General features: G+C 66.8%; 19 protein-coding genes. 11 read left to right on the forward strand and 8 right to left on the reverse strand.

From position 1 onward, the window contains the following. Positions 1-2: 2 nt before the first annotated feature. Both EDF74_RS04415 and EDF74_RS04420 read left to right on the forward strand, forming a co-directional pair. Positions 3-2,609: a glycoside hydrolase family 3 protein gene (locus EDF74_RS04415; protein WP_123728952.1), complete on the forward strand. Its 2,607-nt coding sequence runs from the start codon at positions 3-5 to the stop codon at positions 2,607-2,609. Positions 2,610-2,708: 99 nt separating this feature from the next. Further along, a complete protein-coding gene (locus EDF74_RS04420; RefSeq protein ID WP_123728953.1) occupies positions 2,709-4,271 on the forward strand; it encodes a sodium/sugar symporter in 1,563 nt (520 codons plus the stop codon). 84 nt (positions 4,272-4,355) lie between these two features. Here the strand turns inward: EDF74_RS04420 and EDF74_RS04425 are convergent, their stop codons facing one another. Both EDF74_RS04425 and EDF74_RS04430 read right to left on the reverse strand, forming a co-directional pair. Further along, the gene (locus tag EDF74_RS04425; RefSeq protein ID WP_123728954.1) at positions 4,356-4,940 is read right to left on the reverse strand and encodes a response regulator transcription factor; all 585 of its coding nucleotides are present in this window, start codon (positions 4,938-4,940) and stop codon (positions 4,356-4,358) included. Beyond that, entirely contained in the window at positions 4,937-6,163 is a 1,227-nt protein-coding gene (locus EDF74_RS04430; RefSeq protein WP_123728955.1) for an ATP-binding protein, read from the reverse strand. Before EDF74_RS04430 ends, EDF74_RS04425 begins: the two co-directional genes overlap by 4 nt. Positions 6,164-6,307: 144 nt before the next feature. On the opposite strand from EDF74_RS04430, the gene ispG reads away from it, so the two are divergent. The 3 genes from ispG to EDF74_RS04445 all read left to right on the forward strand — a co-directional run bounded on the left by ispG (position 6,308) and on the right by EDF74_RS04445 (position 9,131). Further along, on the forward strand, positions 6,308-7,573 hold the full coding sequence (gene ispG, locus EDF74_RS04435; protein WP_123728956.1) for a flavodoxin-dependent (E)-4-hydroxy-3-methylbut-2-enyl-diphosphate synthase: 1,266 nt from the start codon (positions 6,308-6,310) through the stop codon (positions 7,571-7,573). After that, the gene (locus EDF74_RS04440; protein ID WP_123728957.1) at positions 7,554-8,261 is read left to right on the forward strand and encodes a phosphatase PAP2 family protein; all 708 of its coding nucleotides are present in this window, start codon (positions 7,554-7,556) and stop codon (positions 8,259-8,261) included. Before ispG ends, EDF74_RS04440 begins: the two co-directional genes overlap by 20 nt. 222 nt (positions 8,262-8,483) lie before the next feature. Next, a complete protein-coding gene (locus EDF74_RS04445) occupies positions 8,484-9,131 on the forward strand; it encodes a response regulator (RefSeq protein ID WP_123728958.1) in 648 nt (215 codons plus the stop codon). Between the two features lie 56 nt (positions 9,132-9,187). Here EDF74_RS04445 and EDF74_RS04450 read toward each other — a convergent pair whose 3' ends face one another. From EDF74_RS04450 to zwf, 5 genes are all read right to left on the reverse strand, one after another. Next, the gene (locus EDF74_RS04450; RefSeq protein WP_123728959.1) at positions 9,188-9,847 is read right to left on the reverse strand and encodes a bifunctional 4-hydroxy-2-oxoglutarate aldolase/2-dehydro-3-deoxy-phosphogluconate aldolase; all 660 of its coding nucleotides are present in this window, start codon (positions 9,845-9,847) and stop codon (positions 9,188-9,190) included. A 193-nt stretch (positions 9,848-10,040) separates the two neighbouring features. Next, on the reverse strand, positions 10,041-11,957 hold the full coding sequence (edd, locus tag EDF74_RS04455) for a phosphogluconate dehydratase (RefSeq protein ID WP_123728960.1): 1,917 nt from the start codon (positions 11,955-11,957) through the stop codon (positions 10,041-10,043). A 45-nt stretch (positions 11,958-12,002) separates the two neighbouring features. Continuing rightward, complete coding sequence (gene pgl, locus EDF74_RS04460; RefSeq protein ID WP_123728961.1) at positions 12,003-12,725, reverse strand: 6-phosphogluconolactonase; 723 nt, start codon at positions 12,723-12,725, stop codon at positions 12,003-12,005. Next, positions 12,722-13,729 carry a glucokinase gene (gene glk, locus EDF74_RS04465; protein WP_123728962.1) on the reverse strand — a complete coding sequence of 336 codons (1,008 nt, stop codon included), beginning with the start codon at positions 13,727-13,729 and terminating at the stop codon, positions 12,722-12,724. The genes pgl and glk overlap by 4 nt, the downstream gene beginning before the upstream one ends. Further along, entirely contained in the window at positions 13,726-15,165 is a 1,440-nt protein-coding gene (gene zwf, locus EDF74_RS04470) for a glucose-6-phosphate dehydrogenase (RefSeq protein WP_123728963.1), read from the reverse strand. The genes glk and zwf overlap by 4 nt, the downstream gene beginning before the upstream one ends. A 320-nt stretch (positions 15,166-15,485) precedes the next feature. On the opposite strand from zwf, the gene EDF74_RS04475 reads away from it, so the two are divergent. Then, complete coding sequence (locus EDF74_RS04475; RefSeq protein WP_123728964.1) at positions 15,486-16,577, forward strand: ABC transporter ATP-binding protein; 1,092 nt, start codon at positions 15,486-15,488, stop codon at positions 16,575-16,577. Positions 16,578-16,664: 87 nt separating this feature from the next. Here EDF74_RS04475 and EDF74_RS04480 read toward each other — a convergent pair whose 3' ends face one another. Then, the gene (locus EDF74_RS04480; RefSeq protein WP_123728965.1) at positions 16,665-17,534 is read right to left on the reverse strand and encodes a YgfZ/GcvT domain-containing protein; all 870 of its coding nucleotides are present in this window, start codon (positions 17,532-17,534) and stop codon (positions 16,665-16,667) included. 39 nt (positions 17,535-17,573) lie between these two features. Between EDF74_RS04480 and EDF74_RS04485 the strand changes: the two genes are divergently transcribed. From EDF74_RS04485 to EDF74_RS18325, 5 genes are read left to right on the forward strand one after another with little or no spacing between them, the layout of a single operon-like run. Continuing rightward, positions 17,574-17,747 carry a DUF1674 domain-containing protein gene (locus EDF74_RS04485; RefSeq protein WP_080341549.1) on the forward strand — a complete coding sequence of 58 codons (174 nt, stop codon included), beginning with the start codon at positions 17,574-17,576 and terminating at the stop codon, positions 17,745-17,747. Positions 17,748-17,803: 56 nt separating this feature from the next. Further along, positions 17,804-18,196 (forward strand): succinate dehydrogenase, cytochrome b556 subunit, encoded by a 393-nt coding sequence (gene sdhC / locus EDF74_RS04490; protein WP_046273608.1) that lies wholly within the window; start codon positions 17,804-17,806, stop codon positions 18,194-18,196. Next, positions 18,193-18,579, forward strand: coding sequence for a succinate dehydrogenase, hydrophobic membrane anchor protein (gene sdhD, locus EDF74_RS04495; protein ID WP_123728966.1), 387 nt, complete (start codon positions 18,193-18,195; stop codon positions 18,577-18,579). The genes sdhC and sdhD overlap by 4 nt, the downstream gene beginning before the upstream one ends. Before the next feature lie 31 nt (positions 18,580-18,610). After that, positions 18,611-20,401, forward strand: coding sequence for a succinate dehydrogenase flavoprotein subunit (gene sdhA, locus EDF74_RS04500; RefSeq protein ID WP_121041870.1), 1,791 nt, complete (start codon positions 18,611-18,613; stop codon positions 20,399-20,401). 12 nt (positions 20,402-20,413) lie between these two features. Then, positions 20,414-20,548, forward strand: coding sequence for a hypothetical protein (locus EDF74_RS18325; RefSeq protein ID WP_260232181.1), 135 nt, complete (start codon positions 20,414-20,416; stop codon positions 20,546-20,548). Positions 20,549-20,557 lie beyond the last annotated feature (9 nt).

Consider the following 20,557-nt stretch of genomic DNA (forward strand, 5'->3'; position numbering starts at 1 on the left):
ACATGCCGTTGCTTTCGCTTCGTTCCAACCGGCGGTCGATCCGCCACGCCCTTGCGCTGGCCACCTCGGCCACGGTGTTGCTGCTGGCCGGCTGCGGCGGCGACACGCCGGCCACGACCGCGCAGGCTCCGGCGCCGGCTGCTGAGGCCGATGCCAACGCCATCCACCCGCAGGACTGGCCGGAACTGACCTGGCCGCTGGCCGACGACCCGGCGCTGGAGAAGCGCATCGATGCGCTGATGGCGGGCATGAGCGTGGAGCAGAAAGTCGGGCAGACCGTGCAGGGCGACATCGCCAGCATGACCCCCGATGACGTGCGCCGGTATCACATCGGCTCGGTGCTGGCCGGCGGCAACTCGGATCCGGATGGCAAGTACGATGCGCCGCCCTCGGCGTGGCTGAAGCTTGCCGATGCCTACTACGCGGCCTCGATGGATCCCGCCAGCGGCGGCCCCGGCATCCCGATCATCTTCGGTATCGATGCGGTGCACGGCCAGAGCAACATCGTCGGCGCCACGCTGTTCCCGCACAACATCGGTCTGGGCGCGACCCGCAATCCCGACCTGATGCGCCAGATCGGCCAGGTCACCGCGGTCGAAACGCGTACCACCGGCATGGAGTGGACCTTCGCACCCACCGTGGCGGTGCCGCAGGATGATCGCTGGGGCCGCACCTACGAAGGCTATTCTGAATCGCCGGAGGTGGTGGCCAGCTTCGCCGGCAAGGTCGTGGAAGGCCTGCAGGGCGTGCCGGGCCAGCCGGGCTTCCTCGATGGCCACCACGTGATCGCCTCGGTCAAGCATTACGCCGGCGACGGTGGCACCACGCACGGCAAGGACCAGGGTGACACCCAGGTCAGCGAAGCGGTGATGCGCGACGTGCACGCCGCCGGGTATCCGCCCGCCATCCAGGCCGGTGCGCAGACCGTGATGGCCTCGTTCAACAGCTTCAATGGCGTCTCCATGCACGGCCACAAGCCGATGCTGACCGACGTGTTAAAGGGGCGCATGCACTTCGGCGGCTTCGTGGTCGGCGACTGGAACGGCCACGGCAAAGTGGCCGGCTGCACCAACGACAACTGCCCGGCCTCGTTCAATGCCGGCGTGGACATGCTGATGGCGCCCGACAGCTGGAAGGGCATCTATGAGAGCAATGTCGCTGCGGTGAAGTCTGGCGTGATCAGCATGGCGCGCCTGGATGAAGCGGTGCGTCGCATCCTGCGGGTCAAGCTGCGGCTGGGCCTGTTCGAGGCCGGCAAGCCGTCCACGCGCCCGCTCGGTGGCAAGTTCGAGCTGCTCGGCGCGCCCGAACATCGCGCGATCGCGCGCCAGGCGGTACGCGAATCGCTGGTGCTGCTGAAGAACCAGGACGGCGTCCTGCCGCTGGCGCCGAAGCAGCGCGTGCTGGTCGCCGGTGACGGTGCCGATGATCTGGGCAAGCAGTCCGGTGGCTGGACGCTCAATTGGCAGGGCACCGGCACCAAGCGTTCCGATTACCCGAATGCGGACAGCATCTGGGATGGGCTGAAGCAGCAGGTCACCGCCGCCGGTGGCAGTGCCGAGCTGGCGATCGACGGCAGGTACCGCACCAAGCCGGATGTCGCGGTGGTGGTGGTGGGCGAGAACCCGTACGCCGAGTTCCAGGGCGACATCGCCACGCTGGCCTACAAGCCGGGCGATGACAGCGATCTGCAGTTGATCAAGCGGCTCAGGAGCGAGGGCATCAAGGTGGTCACGCTGTTCCTCAGCGGCCGCCCGCTGTGGGTGAACCGCGAGATCAATGCGTCCGATGCCTTCGTTGCAGCATGGCTGCCGGGCTCGGAAGGGGCAGGCATCGCCGATGTGCTGCTGCGCAGGCCCGACGGCAGCGTGCAGCACGACTTCAAGGGAACGCTCAGCTTCTCCTGGCCGCGCACCGCCGTGCAGTACCAGAACAACGTCGGCCAGAAGGACTACGACCCGCAGTTCGCCTTCGGCTTCGGCCTGCACTATGCCGACAACGGCAACCTCGCCGCACTGCCGGAGGTCTCGGGCATCACCGGTGAGCAGGGCGATGCCGGTGTGTACTTCAACAAAGGCAAGCCGACCGCCGGTCTGGCCATGCGCCTGAGCGGGGTCAAACAGTCGGAACTGCCGGCAGTGACGTTCCCGGCCGTGCTCAGCGATGCCAGCCTCAAGGTGTCGGCGATCGATCACAAGGCGCAGGAAGATGCGCGTCGCCTGCAGTGGTCGGGCAGTGGCAAGGCGAACATGGCGCTGCTGTCCACGCGGTCGCTGGACCTCACCCGCGAAAGCAATGGCGATGTGCAGCTGCTGCTGACCGTGCGCCGGAGCGGCGCGATCGCCGGGCCGGTGGGGCTGGCGATCGGCTGCGGCCAGGGCTGCGAAGGCAGGGTCGATCTGGCCCCCACGCTGGGCGGCATCGCCGAGGGCGAATGGCAGACGATCGGCGTGCCGTTGAAGTGTTTCGCCACGGCCGGCGCGGACCTGTCGAAGATCGAGCGCCTGCCGGTGCTGGAGTCTTCCCACGCGCTGGACCTGTCGGTGTCGCGGATCGCGCTGGGCACCGGCAACGACGCCAAGACCGTGGTCGCCTGCGCGACCCGATGAAGCCACACGGGCTCCTGCCGCCGCGGCAGGGACTGATCGCCACCGCGCGCTGCGTTTGCCGGCGCGCGGGACGGTGCAATGTTGCATAAGGAGCATGACGTGGGATTGGCAACACTCGATGTGGCAATCGTGCTGGTGTACCTGGCCGGCATCTTCGTGCTGGCGCAATGGGTCTCGCGCGAGAAGGCCGGGCACAGCAAAAGTGCCGAAGACTACTTTCTGGCCGGGCGCTCGCTGCCGTGGTGGGCCATCGGTGCCTCGCTGATCGCGGCCAACATCTCGGCCGAGCAGATCATCGGCATGTCCGGCTCCGGCTATGCGATCGGCCTGGCCATCGCGTCCTACGAATGGATGGCAGCGCTCACCCTGCTGATCGTCGGCAAGTACTTCCTGCCGATCTTCCTGCGCAACGGCATCTACACGATGCCGCAATTCCTGCAGCAGCGGTACGGCAACCGCATCCGCACGCTGATGGCGGTGTTCTGGTTGGGGCTGTACGTCTTCGTCAACCTGACCTCGATCCTGTGGCTGGGCTCGATCGCGGTGACCGAGGTCACCGGCATGGACCAGATGCTGGCGCTGGTGCTGATCGGCGTGTTCGCGCTGCTCTACCAGTTGTACGGTGGGCTGAAGGCAGTGGCGCTGACGGACATCGTGCAGGTCTCGCTGCTGATCCTCGGGGGTCTGCTGGTGACCGCGCTGACCCTCAATGCGGTGGGGGGCGAGGCCGGCATCCTCGGCGGCTTCCAGAAACTGTGGGATCAGCATCCGGAGCACTTCCAGATGATCCTGCACCCGGACAACCCGTTCTACAAAGACCTGCCGGGTCTGAGCGTGCTGATCGGCGGGCTGTGGATCATGAATCTGAGCTACTGGGGCTTCAACCAGTACATCATCCAGCGCGCGCTGGCGGCCAAGGACATCGGCGAAGCGCAGAAGGGTGTGCTGTTCGCGGCCTTCCTGAAGCTGTTGGTGCCGCTGGTGGTCGTGGTGCCGGGCATCGCGGCGGTGGTGCTGGCGCCGGATCTGGGCAAGCCGGACCGTGCCTACCCGGCGATGATGAGCCTGTTGCCCAGCGGCATCCTCGGCCTCGTCTTCGCCGCGCTGGTGGCCGCGATCGTGGCGTCGCTGGCGTCGAAGATCAATTCGGTGGCGACCATCTTCACCCTGGATTTCTACGCCAAGGCACGCCCGCAGAGCAGCCAGACCACGCTGGTGCGCGTGGGCCGCATCGCCGCAACGGTGGCGGTGCTGGTGGCGATCGCCACGGCGCGCCCCTTGCTGGGCAGCTTCGACCAGGGATTCCAGTACATCCAGGAATTCACCGGCTTCTTCACCCCGGGCATCACGGTGATCTTCCTGCTGGGCCTGTTCTGGAAGAAGGCCAGCGAAGCCGGTGCACTGGCGGCGGCGATCGGGTCGTTCGCCTTGTCGATCGTGCTGAAGCTGGCGTGGCCGTCGCTGCCGTTCATCGACCGTGTCGGCCTGGTGTTCCTGCTGGCGCTGGTGCTGGCCGTGCTGATCTCGCTGTGGAAGCCGGCGCGTACCGGGCAGGATCTGATCCGTACCGATGACGTGCGCTACGCCACGCCGATGAGTTTCAACATCGGCGGTGCGGCGGTGATCGCGATTCTGATCGCGTTGTACACGGTGTTCTGGTAACCGCGATCAGCTGCATGCGGCAAACCAAAACGGCGACCTTCGGGTCGCCGTTTCTGCCTCATGCCGCGTGGTGCGAATGATGCTTCACCGGCTTGGATCACGCTCCGGGCTGGGCCGCTTGGCCAGCTTGCGCTGCAGCGAGCGGCGGTGCATGCCGAGCAGCCGCGCCGCGGCGGACACGTTGCCGCCGGTCTCATGCATCGCCTGCTGGATGTGTTCCCACTGCAGCCTGCTGATCGGAGTCATCGCATCCGGTGGCTCCATGTCACCATCATCGGCCGGGCCATCGTCTTCCTCGCCGAGCGCGCGCAGGATCATCGGCACCGTGGCCGGCTTGGGCAGGTAGTCATCGGCGCCAAGCTTGATCGCTTCCACCGCGGTGGCGATGCTGGCATAGCCGGTCACCAGCAGGATCCGCATGTCTTCGCGCAGGGCGCGCAGCGGCTGGATCAGCGCAAGGCCGGATTCGGTACCGAGCTTGAGGTCGATCAGCGCGTAGGCCGGCGGCTGCTGCCGGGCCAGCAGCAGGGCTGATGCGGTGTCGCTGGCGGTGACGGTTTCCAACCCTTTGCGGGCCAGGCTGCGCTGCAGCGTGCGCAGGTACAGTTCGTCGTCGTCGACCAGCAGGCCATGGCTGGCCTGGCCGGGCGTGGGGGTGAAAGCGGTCATGCGGAAGTCTCCCGTGGGGACAAGGGCAGGCGGAAGCCGACGCGCGTGCCGGCGCCATTGGCCGGGCGCATCCACAGCTCGCCGTCCAAGCGTTCGATGGTGGCGTGGGACAGGGCCAGGCCCACGCCCATGCCGTCGGTCTTGCCACTGTTGAACAAGGTGCCGGGCAGTACAGCCTGGCGGGCATCGAAGCCGTGGCCGTAATCGCGCACTTCGCCGATCAGGTCATCGCCTTCGATACGCAGCGACAGATCCACCTGTGGGCGGTCGGCTTTCTCGCCGGCGTCGGCGGCATTGTTGAGCAGCACCATCAGCAGGTGCCCGATACCCGGGTCCAGCGGCAGGGTGAGCGGGGCGTCCTCATTGCGCTTCAGCGCGATGGTCGGACGCACCAGCCGCCATTGTTCCAGCACCTGCGGCAACGTCACCGCATCGCGGCCGGGGGCGTCGCCGGCGGCCGGGCGGGCGAGGGCGAGCACGCGCTCCCGGCACTGCACCAGCAGCTCGCGCAGGGTTTCCACGTCATCGCGGACCTCGCTGCTTTCAGTCTGGTCGGCGATATCGTCGGCGAGCAGGGTCATGGTTGCCAGCGGGGTATTGAGTTCATGCGCCACCGAGGCGGCGTGGGTGGCCAGCGCGACGATGCCCTCGTTGCGCACGAAGCGTTCGCGCAGCATGGCCAGCTCGTGTTCGCGCTGGCGCAGGGCGATCGCCAGCCGCGTTGCGAACACGAGCACCACCGTGGCCGACAGCAGGAAGTTGCAGACCACGCCCCACTGCTGCATCTGCGCGCCGGTGAAATAGCCGCTCGGCAGCGGCAGGCCGAACACGCCGCTTGCCGCATAGCCGATCAGGCAGGCGGCCGCCACGGCGAGGGTCCAGCGCAGGGGCAGGGCGAGCGCGGCCAGTGCGATCAGGATCAGGAACAGCGAGCCGAACGGATTGGCGATGCCACCACTCCAGCCGACCATCCAGGTCAACACGATGACATCCACCAGGATGTGGCCGAAGGCCGTCACCGGGGCGGTGTCCGGGTCCTGCACGCGCAGCTGCGCGTACAGGTTGAACAGGGTCAGCGCAGCGACGCCAGCCCAGAGCGGCAGCTGCGGCAGCGCCAGGCCCAGCACCCAGGTAGCGACCAGGATGGTAGCGGCCTGGCCGGCCACGGCCAGCCAGCGCAGGCTGCACAGGGTGCGGAGAAAGGGGGCGTCGGTACCGGTCATGTCCGCACATCGTATGCGCTCCGGGCAGGAGCTGCCTGCGACAATAGGCCGCATCCGGGGTGGGCGGTGCGAGGGCGGCACTGAACATGAGTGCCAAGCAACGGTGGACACCTACCCGCACGCTGGGCGCGCTAAAATAGGCGGATGCATGACGCCGTGACCCGACCGACCCAACCCGCCGACTCCGCCGTGTGGGCCCGCCGCCAGACCCAGCCCGTCCGTATCGGTGGCGTGGTCGTGGGTGGGGGCCATCCCGTGGTGGTGCAGTCCATGACCAACACCGACACCGCCGATGTCGCCTCCAGCGTGAAGCAGGTCGCTGAACTGTGGCGTGCGGGCTCGGAGATGGTGCGGTTGACCGTCAACAATCCCGAGTCGGCCGCGGCCATCCCGCGGATCGTGGAAAAGCTGCAGATGATGGGGATCGATGTCCCCCTGATCGGCGACTTCCATTACAACGGCCATCAGTTGCTGACCCAGGAACCGGCCTGCGCCGAGGCCCTGGCCAAGTACCGGATCAATCCGGGCAACGTCGGCTTCGGCAAGAAGAAAGACACCCAGTTCGCGCAGCTGATCGAGTTTGCGATCCGCTACAACAAGCCGGTCCGCATCGGTGCCAACTGGGGCTCGCTGGACCAGTCCCTGGCCGCGCGCCTGATGGACGAGAACAGCAAGCTCGCGCAGCCGTGGGATGCCGGTCGGGTGCTGCGTGAAGCGCTGATCCGCTCGGCACTGGATTCGGCGGAGACCGCCGTGGAGCTGGGCCTGCCGCGCGACCGCATCGTGCTGTCGGCCAAGGTCAGTGGCGTGCAGGAGCTGATCGCGGTGTACCGCGACCTGGCCCAGCGCTCGGATTTCGCCCTCCACCTGGGCCTGACCGAAGCCGGCATCGGCAGCAAGGGCATCGTCGCCTCCTCGGCGGCGCTGGCGGTGCTGCTGCAGGAGGGTATCGGCGACACCATCCGTATTTCGCTGACCCCCGAACCGGGCCAGTCGCGCACGGCCGAAGTGATCGTTGCGCAGGAGCTGCTGCAGACCACCGGGCAGCGGGCCTTCACGCCGCTGGTCACGGCCTGTCCTGGCTGCGGCCGGACCACCTCGGAGTTCTTCCAGGAGCTGGCCAAGGTCGTGCAGAACCACGTGCGCGAGAAAATGCCGGTCTGGAAGGTGAGCCACCCGGGTGCGGAGAACATGACCCTGGCGGTCATGGGCTGCATCGTCAACGGGCCGGGCGAATCGCGCCATGCCAACATCGGCATCTCGCTGCCGGGCACGGGTGAAACGCCGGCCGCGCCGGTGTTCGTGGATGGCGAGAAGACGGTCACCCTGCGCGGCGAGAACATTGCCCAGGACTTCGTCACGCTGATCGATGAGTACGTCGAACGCACCTATGTCCGACGCGTTGGATAAGCCGGCGGTGCTGGCCGCGCCGGAGCCGGCCGCCGGCGTCCGCCACTGGATGGGCCGCAACGCATGGCGCTTCGTGCTGCTGTTCGTGGGCGTGCTGCTGCCGTTGGCGGGCTTCGTGGCCCTGGCCGATGAAGTGCACGAGCTGGAGGCGATCTACTTCGACGACCTGTTGTTGTGGAAGCTGCACGCGCTGCATTCGCCGGGCCTGGACCGCTTCTTCGTGCTGCTGTCCAAGCTGGGCTACGAGTGGTTCCTGATTCCGGCCGACGTGCTGATCGTGGGCCTGCTTGCCTGGCGCAGACGCTGGCGCGAGGCCAGTTTCGTCGCGATCTGCTTTGCCGGCTCGGCCCTGTTGAACCTGGGCAGCAAGCGCTTCTTCCAGCGCGACCGGCCCAGCCTGTGGGAGTCCATCGCCCCGGAAAGCACCTTCAGCTTCCCCAGCGGCCACGCGATGGGCTCGATGACCTTGGCCGTCACGCTGATGCTGTTGGCCTGGAACACCCGCTGGCGCTGGCCGGTGGCCCTTGCCGCACTTACCTTTGCGGTCCTGGTGAGCGTCTCGCGCATGTACCTGGGGGTGCATTACCCCTCCGACATCCTGGCCGGCTGGTGTGCTGCCCTGGTGTGGGTGGTAGGGTGCTTCCTGGTCATGTTCCGCCGCCGGCATCCGTGGCGGCACCGCCACTGAGGGCATTACGGCGGTAAACTGGCCGAAAACGGCATGAAGGCCGGCCGCATCGATAGGCTGTCCCTTTGGAACAGGCTAGGATGAGAGGCGCAGGGGGAGGGGCAGGACAGCATGTCTGTGATGCGCGGACCAGAACGCGATGATGGGGAACCCGGTTCCTTGTGATCGACACATCCCGCGGCTAGGCTTGCCCCCGTTCACAGTGTTTGACGAGGTTGGCGGATGACGATTCGAGTGTATCTGGTGGACGATCATGCTCTGGTGCGTACGGGCATGAAGATGATCCTCTCCAACGAGACCGACATCGAGGTAGTCGGTGAGGCGGAGAGCGGTGAAGATGCGCTGCCGGATATCCGCCGCCTGCGGCCCGACGTCGTGCTGTGCGATCTGCACCTGCCGGGCGTGAGTGGCATGGAAGTCACCGAGCGCGTGGTCCGTGGCGATCACGGCACCCGCGTGGTGATCGTCTCCGTGCTTGAAGATGGCCCGATGCCCAAGCGCCTGCTCGAAGCCGGCGCGTCCGGTTACATCGGCAAGGCCTGCGATGCACAGGAACTGCTGCGCGCGGTGCGTGATGCCGCACTCGGCCGCCGTTACCTGGGCAACAGCATCGCGCAGAACCTGGCGTTGTCGAACGTGGAAGGCAACCATTCGCCGTTCGACACCCTGTCCCCACGCGAACTGGAAGTGGCGCTGCTGCTCACCCAGGGCCTGCGCCAGGAAGACATCGCCAAGCGCCTGAGCCTGAGTGCGAAAACCGTCAACACGCACAAGGCCCGCCTGTTCGAGAAGATGGGCATCAACGACAACATCGCGCTGGCGCGCATGGCCAGCCAGTATGGCCTGGTGAATCCGGCACGCCCGATGTAATCCGCGCACGCGATGGCCGACAAAAAAAACGCCCGGGCATGCCCGGGCGTTTTCGTTCAGTGCGCGCGCACCCGCGCCACGATCTTCGCGGCCTGGGCCGCACTCTCGCGCACCTTGTCCCACTCACCGCGCTCGATCCAACCGCCCGGCACCATCCACGAACCGCCGATGCAGACCACGTTCTTCTGCTCCAGATACTCGGCTGCCGTGTCTTCGGTGATGCCGCCGGTCGGGCACAGTTTCAGGTCCGGAATCGGACCGGCCAGACCCTTGATCATCGCCAGCCCGCCCACGGCCGAGGCCGGGAACAACTTGCAGACCCGGAAGCCGCGCGCATACAGCGCCAGCATTTCCGTCGGCGAGGCCGCGCCCGGCACCACCGGCAGCGGTGCCTGCGCCAACGCATCGGCCATATGCGCCGGCGTACCCGGCGTGACCAGGAAATCCGCACCCGCATCGATCGACTGCTGCATCTGCGCCACGGTCAACACCGTGCCCGCACCCACCACCACGTCCGGCAGCTCGCGCTTGAGCATGGCGAGCGCGTCCATCGCCACCGGCGTACGCAGCGTCAGCTCGATCGCCGGCAGCCCGCCCTCCAACAACGCCGCACTGACCGCACGGGCCTGATCCAGCGTATGCACGGTCACCACCGGCAGAATGCCGGCAGCCTTCAACAGGGTTTCAGCGCGTTTCTGATGTTCGGCGATGCTCATGCGTTTCCAATCCTTCTATCAAAAAGTACGACGCCACTGACGCGCCGAAATGTGTCCAAGGGCAGCGGATAGCCCTGGCCGGGACCGTTGTGCGGCATGGATGCCGCTCACGAGCCCCCATGGATGGGTTTACGGCGCGTCCCGGCCAGGGCTATCCGCTGCCCTGGCCAAGGAATCCCACCGCTGCGTCAGCTCAGGCGTCTTTCGCCTCATGCGGCGCATCCGCCGCCGCCGCATCGTGCCCAAGCTCATATTCCGCATCGTAATTCCAGATGCTGCCGTCATCGGCCGCCGGCCCGCACGAAATCGACATCGCGCCCTGATCGGCCGGACCCACCAGGCGGCGGCTCATCGCGAACAGATTGCGGCCCAGATCATGCGCCGCCGGCGCGGTGTTGGGCGCCGGCTCACGTGCCGCGAACTCCGCCGCATCCACCAACAGCTCCAGCGTGCCGGCCTCACCATCCAGACGGATGATGTCGCCCTCGCGCACCCGTGCCAGCGGACCGCCACGCGAGGCTTCCGGCGTCATATGGATCGCCGCCGGGAACTTGCCCGACGCACCTGACAGACGACCATCGGTGACCAGCGCCACGCGACGGCCCTGGTTCTGCAGCAGGCCCAGCAGCGGCGCCAGCGAATGCAGCTCCGGCATGCCATTGGAGCGCGGGCCCTGGTAACGGACCACCGCCACGAAATCGTGCGGCAGTACACCGGCGGCGTGCAGCTTGTTCAGCACCTGCGGCGCATCGACGACCACCGCCGGTGCCTCGATCGTGCGGAACTCCGGCTTCACCGCCGACAGCTTGATCAGCGAACGGCCGAGGTTGCCGCGCAGCAGGCGCAGGCCGCCCTGCGACTCGAACGGATTGGCCACGCCGCGCACCACATCCGGATCGGCACTCTCGCGCACGCCATCGATGTAGGTCAGCTTGCCGTCGCGCAGTGCCGGCTCCTGGCCGTACTGGTGCATGCCGCCTTCGGCCACGGTCTGCAGGTCGGCATGCATCAGGCCGGCCTCCATCAGCTCGCGGAACACGAACGCGGTGCCGCCGGCCGCGGCGAAGCGGTTCACGTCGGCTTCGCCGTTCGGATAGACCCGGGCCAGCAACGGGATCAGCTGCGAGAGCTGGTCCATGTCGTCCCAGGTCAGCACGATGCCGGCCGCACGCGCTACTGCGATCCAGTGGATGGTGTGGTTGGTCGAGCCGCCGGTGGCCATCAGGGTGACCACCGCGTTGACGATCGCGCGCTCGTCGATCAGGCGGCCGAGCGGACGGAAGTCGTCGCCCAGGGCACTGATTTCCAGTGCGCGTACTGCCGCGTGGCGGGTCAGTGCATCGCGCAGCGGCGTATCCGGATTGACGAACGAGGCGCCCGGCATCTGCACGCCCATCGCCTCGAGCAGGGTCTGGTTGGAATTGGCGGTGCCGTAGAAGGTGCAGGTGCCGGCGCCATGGTACGAAGCGGCTTCGGCTTCCAGCAGTTCCTCGCGGGTCGCCTGGCCGGCCGCATAGCGCTCGCGCACTTCGGCCTTCTGCTTGTTCGGGATGCCCGGGGTCATCGGGCCGGCCGGCAGGAAGATCGCCGGCAGGTGACCGAAGGCCAGCGCGCCGATCAGCAGGCCGGGCACGATCTTGTCGCAGACGCCGAGGTAGACACTGGCGTCGAACATGTCATGGCTCAGGCCGATAGCGGTCGACTGGGCGATGACATCACGCGAGAACAGCGACAGTTCCATGCCGCCGCGGCCCTGGGTGACGCCGTCGCACATCGCCGGCACGCCACCGGCAACCTGTGCGGTCGCACCGAGTTCCCGCGCGGTCTCGCGCAGGATCTCCGGGTAGTGCTCGAACGGCTGATGCGCCGAGAGCATGTCGTTGTACGCGGTGATGATGCCCAGGTTGGGCGTCACGCCGCCGCGCAGGCGCGACTTGTCGGTCGGGCCGCACGCGGCGAACCCGTGGGCGAGGTTGCCGCAGCTCAGGCGCGAACGGAACGGACCGTCGCGCAGTGCCGCGTCGACACCGGCCAGGTAGGCGGCGCGGGAGGCGACGCTGCGCTGGACGATGCGCTCGGTGATGGCATGGAGTTTGGGATGCAGGCTCATTGGCTACCGGCTATGAGAAGGCGAACGGAACAACACCGGGGCAACTCAGTCACACCAGTGGACGCGCAGTTTCGCGCCGTCGAGATCGATCGCATTGAGGATGGGATACAGCTGCGGATTGTTGCTTTCCAGCGCGTGCTTGAGCACTTCCAGCTTCTGCTTGCCACGCAGCAGCAACAGGCGCTGGCGGCTCTGCTTCAAGCCATGCGGGGTGAGGGTGATGCGCAGCGGCCACTGATTGGCACCGGGGCAGCCGGTGGCGTCCAGCGCTGCGTAGGGCAGGGTGCTTTCCAATGCGCGGGTCAGATCCTTCGAACCCGGGAACAGCGAGGCGGTGTGGCCGTCGTTGCCCATGCCGATCACGCTCAGGCACGGCCGCTGGCTGTGCTGGGCCTGCAGGTTGGCGCTGTAGACGCATTCGGGCAGCGGCTTGCCGACCCGCACCAGCGGATCGAAATGCGCGCCTTCGGCACGGGTGAGGAAACTCTCCCGCACCAGCCAGGCATTGCTGTCGCGATCCTGCGGAGACAGCCAGCGCTCATCGACCAGGCTCACTTCCACCCGGTCCCATTGAACGTCCAGCTCGGCCAGTGCCTGGTAGATCGGCGCCGGCGTGGTGCCGCCGGAGAGCAGCATGCGCGCCCGGCCGAATTCGGCAATGTCACGGTTGAGCTCGGCGGCCATTTCAGCGGCCACGGCCTCGATCCAGCCATCGGCATCGCCATGGCGGATCAGGGTGAAACGATCGGACGTATCCAGGGTATTCATGCAGTGCCTCCCGGCAGATCGCGTTCCACATCCGCCGCATACGCGGCCGCGCCGAGCAGGCCCGGGCTGGGGTGCATCACGGCCAGTGACGGCACCTTGGACATGATCGAAGAGAAGCGGCCCTTGTGTTCAAAGCGCTGGCGGAAGCCGGAGTGCTGCAGTGAATCCAGCATCTTCGGCACCAGGCCGCCGGTCAGGAACACGCCATCCCAGGCGCCCTGCATCAGCACCAGGTCACCGGCGATCGCGCCGAACACCGCGCAGAACACATCCACGGTCCGCATCGCCTGCGGGTCGCCATGCAGCGCACGCGCGGTGACGTCCACCGGCTGCAGCTGGCCCGGGTCGATGCCGGCCATCTCGCACACCGCGCGATGGATGTTGACCAGCCCGGGGCCACAGATCAGGCGCTCATTGGAGACACGGCCGAACTGCTCGGAGAGGATCTCCAGAATACGGATCTCTTCCGGCGTGCCCGGCGGGAAGCTGACGTGGCCACCCTCGGTTTCCAGCGGATAGCAGCGGCCGTGGCGCAGGATCAAGCCGCCCACGCCCAGCCCGGTGCCCGGACCGATCACCGCATAGTTGCGCGGCTGGCCGGGCTTGCCCGGCACCCACGCTGCGCCGCCGACCTGGATCACGTCCTGCGGCTGCAGCAGCGAAATGGCCATCGCCTGGGCGGCGAAGTCGTTGATCAGGTGCAGTTCGTCGAAGCCGAGCATGTGCGCGGTGCGCATGCGCGAAATCACCCAGGGGTGATTGGTGATGCGCGCCTCGTCGCCGTCCACGCGGCCGGCCACGGCGAACACGCCGCGTTTGGCCTGCGCGCCGATCTCTTCCAGGTAATGGCGTGCCGCTTCACCCAGCGAGGGGAACTCGGCGACGCGGAACTCGCGGATGCTGTCCTGCTGCAGCGGGGCATCGAGTGAGGTATCGGCAAGCGCGAAGCGTGCGTTGGTACCGCCGATGTCCGCCACGAGGACCGGTTGGGACACCAGCGTCATGCCTGGCCACCACGGCCAGCCTCGGCATCCACATCGGCCGGCAGGAAGCCAGCCGCTTCCTGCGGTCCCCATTCACCAGCCGGGTAGGGCTGCAGCGGCAGGCTGGCCGCTTTCCAGGCATCGCTGACGCTGTCGATCCAGGCCCAGGCGGCGCGCACTTCGTCATCGCGCACGAACAGCGCATGGTTGCCGTTGAAGGCATCCAGGAACAGGCGTTCATAGGCGATGCGGCGATGCAGGCCGGTGGGTACGGACAGTTCCAGTTCCAGCGGGTGCAGTTCCAGCGCGCCCCATTCCGGGCCCGCCAACGAGCTCATCAGGCCCAGCTCGATGTTCTCCTGTGGCTGCAGCTGGAAGGTGATGCGGTTCGGCGTGGCGTTGCCGCGGGCTGGACGTTCGAACAGCCAATGCGTGACCGGCTTGAGGTTGACCACCACGCGCGTGGTGCGCTCGGCCAGGCGCTTGCCGGTGACCAGGTGGAACGGCACACCACTCCAGCGCCAGTTGTCGATATGCGCGGTGACCCCGGCGAAGGTTTCCACGTCGCTGCCTTCCGGCGGCTGGTAGGCCTGCGCAGGCTGCCCGTTGATGGTGCCGGCGGTATAGCGGCCGCGCACGCTGTCACGTGCGGCGTGCTTGGCGTCCAGCGGGCGCAGGGCGCGCAGCACTTTGACCTTTTCATCGCGGATGCGGTCGGCTTCCAGCGACGCTGGCGGTTCCATCGCGACCAGGCACAGCAGCTGCAGGATGTGGCTCTGGACCATGTCGCGCAGTGCGCCGGAGCGGGCGTAGTACGCGTCACGGCCATCCACACCCTCGCTCTCGGCGACCAGGATGTGCACCGATTCGATGTAGTTGCGGTTCCAGACCGCCTCGAGCAGCGTGTTGCCGAAGCGCAGCGCGATCAGGTTCTGGACCGCGGCCTTGCCCAGGTAGTGATCCAGGCGGAACACGCGGTCTTCGTCGATCCACTGGCCGATGGTGGAGATGATCTCCTCGGCGCTGGCGCTGTCGCTGCCGATCGGCTTTTCCAGCATCAGCCGGTGCGGTGCGGCCAGTGCGCCGCCCTTGGCCAGACCTTCGCAGGTGGAGATGTACAGGCCCGGCGGAATCGCCAGGTAGCTCACGCAGTGGCGGTCGACCAGGTCATGCACCGATTCGGCCACGGACTCGGGATTGCGCAGGTCCACCGAGCGGTAGTCGATGCGCTGCAGCAGCGAGTGGATGTCGTCCTGGCTGGCCATCGGCATGGCCTGCTGCAGGCGCGGCCGCAGGATCTCGCGGAAGGCCTCGGTGTCGTGCGGCGACAATGCCAGCGCACGGACCTTGAAGTCTTCGGGGAGCAGACCGTCGCCGAGCAATCGCAGCAGCGAGGGGAACAGATAGCGCTGGGCCAGGTCACCTGTGGCGCCAAACAGGAAAAGGGTGTCGTGCATCGCTCGAGTTTCAGATCCGGGTGACATCGTTGTCAATCGCTTCTCGTCTATGTTCTCGGGGGTCGGGCGGGGTAGCTTGTCTGCCCGACATGATGGCCTGCCGACCCGGTGTCGGGAGAGATTTCGCATCCTCCCCGGCAATCAGGTCACGGCCGACCATCGGATAGTGCCACGTGAAAACGTTTACATGGCAGAATGCGCAGACTGTATTCGATTGCAGTGGTCGCCGTCATGCGGCACCACGCCATCGACCTGCCATCGGGAGGGCCGAAGGCAGTTCCGCATAACAGCCCGGAGACCGGGCGGACTGGAATGGTGATATGGCAAAAGTGCAGCTGCAGGGCGTTCGCAAGGTCTATGACAACGGTCAGGTGGCCGTGCAGGGCGCAACCTTCGAAGTGGCCGATGGTGAGTTGATGGTGCTGGTGGGGCCGTCGGGGTGTGGCAAGTCCACACTGCTGCGCATGGTCGCCGGCCTGGAAGAGATCAGTGGCGGCACGCTGACGATCGGCGACCGCGTGGTCAACGACGTGGCGCCCAAGGATCGCGACATCGCGATGGTGTTCCAGAGCTACGCGCTGTACCCGCACATGACCGTGGCCGAGAACCTGGCCTTCGGCCTGAAACTGCGCGGCCACGACAAGGCGACGATCAGCAAGCGGGTCAGCGAGGCGGCCGAAACGCTGGGCCTGACCGACATGCTGGACAAGCTGCCCAAGGCGATGTCCGGTGGTCAGCGTCAGCGCGTTGCGCTGGGTCGCGCCCTGGTGCGTGAGCCGGCGGTGTTCCTGCTCGATGAGCCGCTGTCCAACCTGGATGCCAAGCTGCGCCACAGCGTGCGCACGGAAATCGCGCAGCTGCACCGCAAGCTGGGCACCACCATGATCTACGTGACGCATGACCAGGTCGAAGCCATGACCCTGGGCCAGCGCATCGTGGTGCTCAAGGATGGTGTCATCCAGCAGATCGATACGCCGATGGCGCTGTATGACCGTCCGGCCAACCTGTTCGTGGCCGGCTTCCTCGGCAGCCCGGCGATGAACGTGCTGCGTGGCACTCTGCAGCGCACCGAGAACGGGTTTGCGGTGCAGGACACGGCGCTGACCGCGCCGCTGGGCCAGGCGCGTATCGCGCAGGACTGGGTCGGCAAGGCGATTGCCGTGGGCGTGCGCCCGGAGCATCTGCAGCCTGCCGCTGCCGGTGATGCGACCGCCTTCGAGGCGATGATCGACGGCATCGAACCGGTCGGCAACGAGATCTTCGTCAACATGACCAGTGGCGGCCAGCCGTTGGTGATGCGCGTGGCGCCGCAGGCGTTGCCGTCCGTCGGTGAGCCGATCCGGGTGGCGATCCAGCCGCAGGGTCTGCACTTCTTCGACGCAGGCACCGGCGAGCGCTTGAACGACGCGTAACGCGCGGAGGGGGTTACGGGGTTCGCCGACCAGCGGTCGGCGCCTACCCGGGCGGCAGGTCACGACCGCTGGTCGTGACCGCGATGCTTACCGCGCCAGACCGTCCAGCAACGGCAGGTGGGCGGCTTCAACCCCGCCGACCGTCAACGGCTCCGGCGCGATCTCCAGCGGCAGCACGGCCAGGGCCAGGTCACCGGCCACCGAGGCCACCGTGCCGATCCCCGCCGCGTTCTGGTGCACCTGCGTGCCGCTGGTCGTGCCCTCCACGACCCGCAGCAGCTGCAGGGCGCGCTTGGCCTTGCCGAGGAAATGGGTGCGGGCCACGATTTCCTGGCCCGGGTAGCAGCCCTTCTTGACGCTGTACCCGTTCAGGCGGTCCAGCCCGAGCTGCTGCGGCGTCCACTGCTCGCGCTGATCGGCATCCAGGCGCGGCAGGCCGTAGCGCAGATCGGACTGGCGCCAGGCCAGCGCGATATCCGCGCTGTCGGCCGCGGCGGCCACGGCATCGGCCGCACCGATCCGCAGGCTGCGCGGAAGTGCATCGCTGCCCAGGTCCAGTTCGAGGTTTTCGCCGGCAAGTTGCGCAATCGCGGCGCCGGAGGCCGATTCCGGCGCGGTGAAGCTCGCCACCACGGCGAGGTCATCGCGCACCTCGATCCGCACCTTGCGGCGGAACACGAAACGCTGCAACTGCGACGCAATCGCATCGGCGTCACCATCGGCGAGCACCAGCACGATGCGCTCCTCCTCCAGCCGCAACAGCTGGAACACAGCAATGGTGCGGCCCTTGGCCGTCAGCCAGGCGCTCCACTGCCAATGCCGCAGGGGCAGGGCGGTGACGTCGCTTGAGAATTGGGCATGGGCGAACGCGGCCGCATCGGCACCGCTGAGGCTGAGCAGCTGGTGACCGGGGAGGCGCGAAAAGCCGGCGAAATCGGAGGGCAGGTTGTCAGGCACGTGAACGGGGTCTAAAATTTGTGCGTTGCGAGAACACCCATGATAGGCCAAACAACCCCCACTCCAGATTCTGAAGCTGAAGGCACGCTGGTACCGGAGGAGCAACCGCTCCCCGAGACGCCGGCAGTGCCTTTGGAAATCGGCGGCCGCGGCGGACTTGATCCGGTGCGGTACGGAGATTGGGAAAAAAACGGACGCTGCATCGATTTTTGATCAGCATTGAGCCAACGCGGCATTGTGCCGCCCAGCCGAGATAACGAGCCCAGCGAATGGCCGCCAGAGAACGTCCCCTTTCCCCGCACCTTCAGGTGTATCGCTGGCAGATTCAGATGGCCACCTCGATCCTGCATCGAGCGACCGGCATCTTTCTGTCTGTTGGAGCCCTGATCATTGCCGGCGGCCTGCTCGCCCTGATGATGGGTCCTGAATCCTGGAACTGCTTCACCGGCCACGCCGGCAGCTGGTACGGCAAGCTCTTCCTGTTCGCCTGGACCTGGTCCTTCGCCTACCACCTGTGCAATGGCATCCGCCATATCGTGCAGGACTTCGCGATCGGCTTCTCCATCCCCGCCTTCGTGCGCAGCAGCTGGGTCTCGGTCTTCGCCAGCCTGGTGATCACCGCCCTGATCTGGGCCTATGTCTTCATGGGAGCGGCCGCATGAACAAGTACCGTACCCCGCTGAAGAACGTGCGTGGCCTGGGCGCCGCCAAGACCGGCACCGAACACTTCGTGATGCAGCGCCTGACCGCCACCGCGCTGGTCGGCCTGACCATCTGGTTCCTGGTGTTCGTGCTGAGCCTGATCGGTGCCGATTACGTGACCGCCACCGACGCGGTGTCCAAGCCGTGGAATGCGGTGCTGCTGGTCGGCTTCCTGGTCGCGATGTTCTGGCATGCCCAGCTCGGCCTGCAGGTCGTGCTGGAAGACTACATCCACAATTCGCTGCTGGCCCTGGCGCTGCAGACGACGGTGAAGTTCATCGCCGTGCTCGGCGCGATCGTCAGTGTGTTTGCGGTCGCCCGCATTACGCTCGGCGTTGCCTGAGTCCAGGCACCAAGACAGGAATCCAGATTAGATGTCCGCTTACAAGATTACGGAACACAAGTACGACATGGTCGTGGTCGGCGCCGGCGGTGCTGGCCTGCGCGCTACGTTCGGTCTTGCCGCCAAGGGCCTGCAGACGGTCTGCCTGACCAAGGTCTTCCCGACCCGTTCGCACACCGTGGCCGCGCAGGGCGGTATTTCCGCCGCGCTGGGCAACATGGGCGAAGACGACTGGCGCTACCACTTCTTCGACACCATCAAGGGTTCGGATTGGCTGGGTGACCAGGACGCCATCGAGTACATGTGCCGCGAAGCGATCCCGGCCATCATCGAACTGGAACACTACGGTGTGCCGTTCAGCCGTACCGAAGAAGGCAAGATCTACCAGCGCCCGTTCGGCGGCATGACCACCAAGTACGGCGAAGGCCCGTCCGCGCAGCGCACCTGCGCCGCCGCCGACCGTACCGGCCACGCCATGCTGCACACGCTGTACCAGCAGTCGCTGGCGCACAACGCGCGCTTCATGATCGAGTACTTCGCCCTCGACCTGATCTTCGATGACGAAGGCGTCTGCCGCGGCGTGCTCGCGCTGGACATGGCCGACGGCTCGCTGCACCTGTTCCGCGCCCATGGCGTGGTGCTGGCCACCGGCGGCTACGGCCGCGCCTACTTCAGCGCCACCTCGGCCCACACCTGCACCGGCGACGGCGGCGGTCTGGTCATGCGTGCCGGCCTGCCGATGCAGGACATGGAGTTCGTGCAGTTCCACCCGACCGGTATCTATGGCGCGGGCTGCCTGATCACCGAAGGCGTGCGTGGCGAAGGCGGCATCCTGCGCAACAGCAACGGCGAGCGCTTCATGGAGCGCTATGCACCGCACTACAAGGATCTGGCCTCGCGCGACGTGGTGTCGCGTTCGATGACCATCGAGATCCGCGAAGGCCGCGGCGTCGGCGAGCACAAGGATCACATCCTGCTCGACCTGACCCATCTCGGCCCGGGCGTCATCGACGACAAGCTGCCTGGCATCGCTGAAAGCGCCCGCATCTTCGCCGGCGTGGACGTGCACAAGCAGCCGATTCCGGTCATCCCGACCGTGCACTACAACATGGGCGGCATCCCGACCAACTACCACGGCGAAGTCGTGCGCAAGGTCGGCGACAACCCCGATGCGGTCGTGCCGGGCCTGTACGCCATCGGCGAAGCGGCCTGCGTGTCCGTGCACGGCGCCAACCGCCTGGGCTCGAACTCGCTGCTGGATCTGGTCGTGTTCGGCCGTGCGGTGGCCAACCGCTGCGCGGACACCATCAAGTCCGGCGCACCGCACAAGACCCTGCCGTCCGATGCCTGCGACAAGGCCCTGGGCCTGCTCGACAAGCTGCGTTACGCGAACGGCGACACCCCGACCTCGGTCATCCGCGATCGCATGCAGCGCACCATGCAGAACGACGCGGCGGTGTTCCGTACCAGCAAGACGCTGGAAGAGGGCTGCACCAAGATGGCCGAGATCTTCGACTCCTTCCAGGACGTCAAGGTCTCCGACCGTTCGCTGGTGTGGAACTCGGACCTGATCGAAACCTACGAGCTGAACAACCTGCTGCTCAATGCGGTGGCGACGATCAACTCGGCCGAACAGCGCAAGGAAAGCCGCGGCGCGCATGCGCATGAGGACTTCCCGGACCGCGACGACGTCAACTGGCAGAAGCACACGCTGGTCAACGTCGACGAGAACGGCAAGTGCGAGTTCGACTACCGTCCGGTCCACATGTACACGCTGAGCAAGGACGTGGACGTCGTCCCGCCCAAGCCGCGCGTTTACTAAGAGACCTGCGGCATGACCTCCGTCCACGCAGCGCTCGCCACCGCCACCACCCGCACGGGTGGGGTGGTGCGTGCGCCGCGGGCCGGTGGTGTCGACTTCCTCATCTTCCGTGCTACCCGCGCCTGCCCTGCAGCGCGAGCCGCCTGAGCCAACGAG

Origin of the sequence: Stenotrophomonas rhizophila (assembly GCF_003751305.1) — a bacterium.
Taxonomy (GTDB): Bacteria; Pseudomonadota; Gammaproteobacteria; order Xanthomonadales; family Xanthomonadaceae; genus Stenotrophomonas; species Stenotrophomonas rhizophila_B.

What these genes read in the sequence shown, in the direction of transcription:
- EDF74_RS04415 (WP_123728952.1), top strand. Translation starts at nt 3, where the DNA reads ATGCCGTTGCTTTCGCTTCGTTCCAACCGGCGGTCGATCCGCCACGCC.
- EDF74_RS04425 (WP_123728954.1), bottom strand. Translation starts at nt 4,940, where the DNA reads ATGACCGCTTTCACCCCCACGCCCGGCCAGGCCAGCCATGGCCTGCTG.
- EDF74_RS04430 (WP_123728955.1), bottom strand. Translation starts at nt 6,163, where the DNA reads ATGACCGGTACCGACGCCCCCTTTCTCCGCACCCTGTGCAGCCTGCGC.
- ispG (WP_123728956.1), top strand. Translation starts at nt 6,308, where the DNA reads ATGCATGACGCCGTGACCCGACCGACCCAACCCGCCGACTCCGCCGTG.
- EDF74_RS04440 (WP_123728957.1), top strand. Translation starts at nt 7,554, where the DNA reads ATGTCCGACGCGTTGGATAAGCCGGCGGTGCTGGCCGCGCCGGAGCCG.
- EDF74_RS04445 (WP_123728958.1), top strand. Translation starts at nt 8,484, where the DNA reads ATGACGATTCGAGTGTATCTGGTGGACGATCATGCTCTGGTGCGTACG.
- EDF74_RS04450 (WP_123728959.1), bottom strand. Translation starts at nt 9,847, where the DNA reads ATGAGCATCGCCGAACATCAGAAACGCGCTGAAACCCTGTTGAAGGCT.
- edd (WP_123728960.1), bottom strand. Translation starts at nt 11,957, where the DNA reads ATGAGCCTGCATCCCAAACTCCATGCCATCACCGAGCGCATCGTCCAG.
- pgl (WP_123728961.1), bottom strand. Translation starts at nt 12,725, where the DNA reads ATGAATACCCTGGATACGTCCGATCGTTTCACCCTGATCCGCCATGGC.
- glk (WP_123728962.1), bottom strand. Translation starts at nt 13,729, where the DNA reads ATGACGCTGGTGTCCCAACCGGTCCTCGTGGCGGACATCGGCGGTACC.
- zwf (WP_123728963.1), bottom strand. Translation starts at nt 15,165, where the DNA reads ATGCACGACACCCTTTTCCTGTTTGGCGCCACAGGTGACCTGGCCCAG.
- EDF74_RS04475 (WP_123728964.1), top strand. Translation starts at nt 15,486, where the DNA reads ATGGCAAAAGTGCAGCTGCAGGGCGTTCGCAAGGTCTATGACAACGGT.
- EDF74_RS04485 (WP_080341549.1), top strand. Translation starts at nt 17,574, where the DNA reads ATGATAGGCCAAACAACCCCCACTCCAGATTCTGAAGCTGAAGGCACG.
- sdhC (WP_046273608.1), top strand. Translation starts at nt 17,804, where the DNA reads ATGGCCGCCAGAGAACGTCCCCTTTCCCCGCACCTTCAGGTGTATCGC.
- sdhD (WP_123728966.1), top strand. Translation starts at nt 18,193, where the DNA reads ATGAACAAGTACCGTACCCCGCTGAAGAACGTGCGTGGCCTGGGCGCC.
- sdhA (WP_121041870.1), top strand. Translation starts at nt 18,611, where the DNA reads ATGTCCGCTTACAAGATTACGGAACACAAGTACGACATGGTCGTGGTC.
- EDF74_RS18325 (WP_260232181.1), top strand. Translation starts at nt 20,414, where the DNA reads ATGACCTCCGTCCACGCAGCGCTCGCCACCGCCACCACCCGCACGGGT.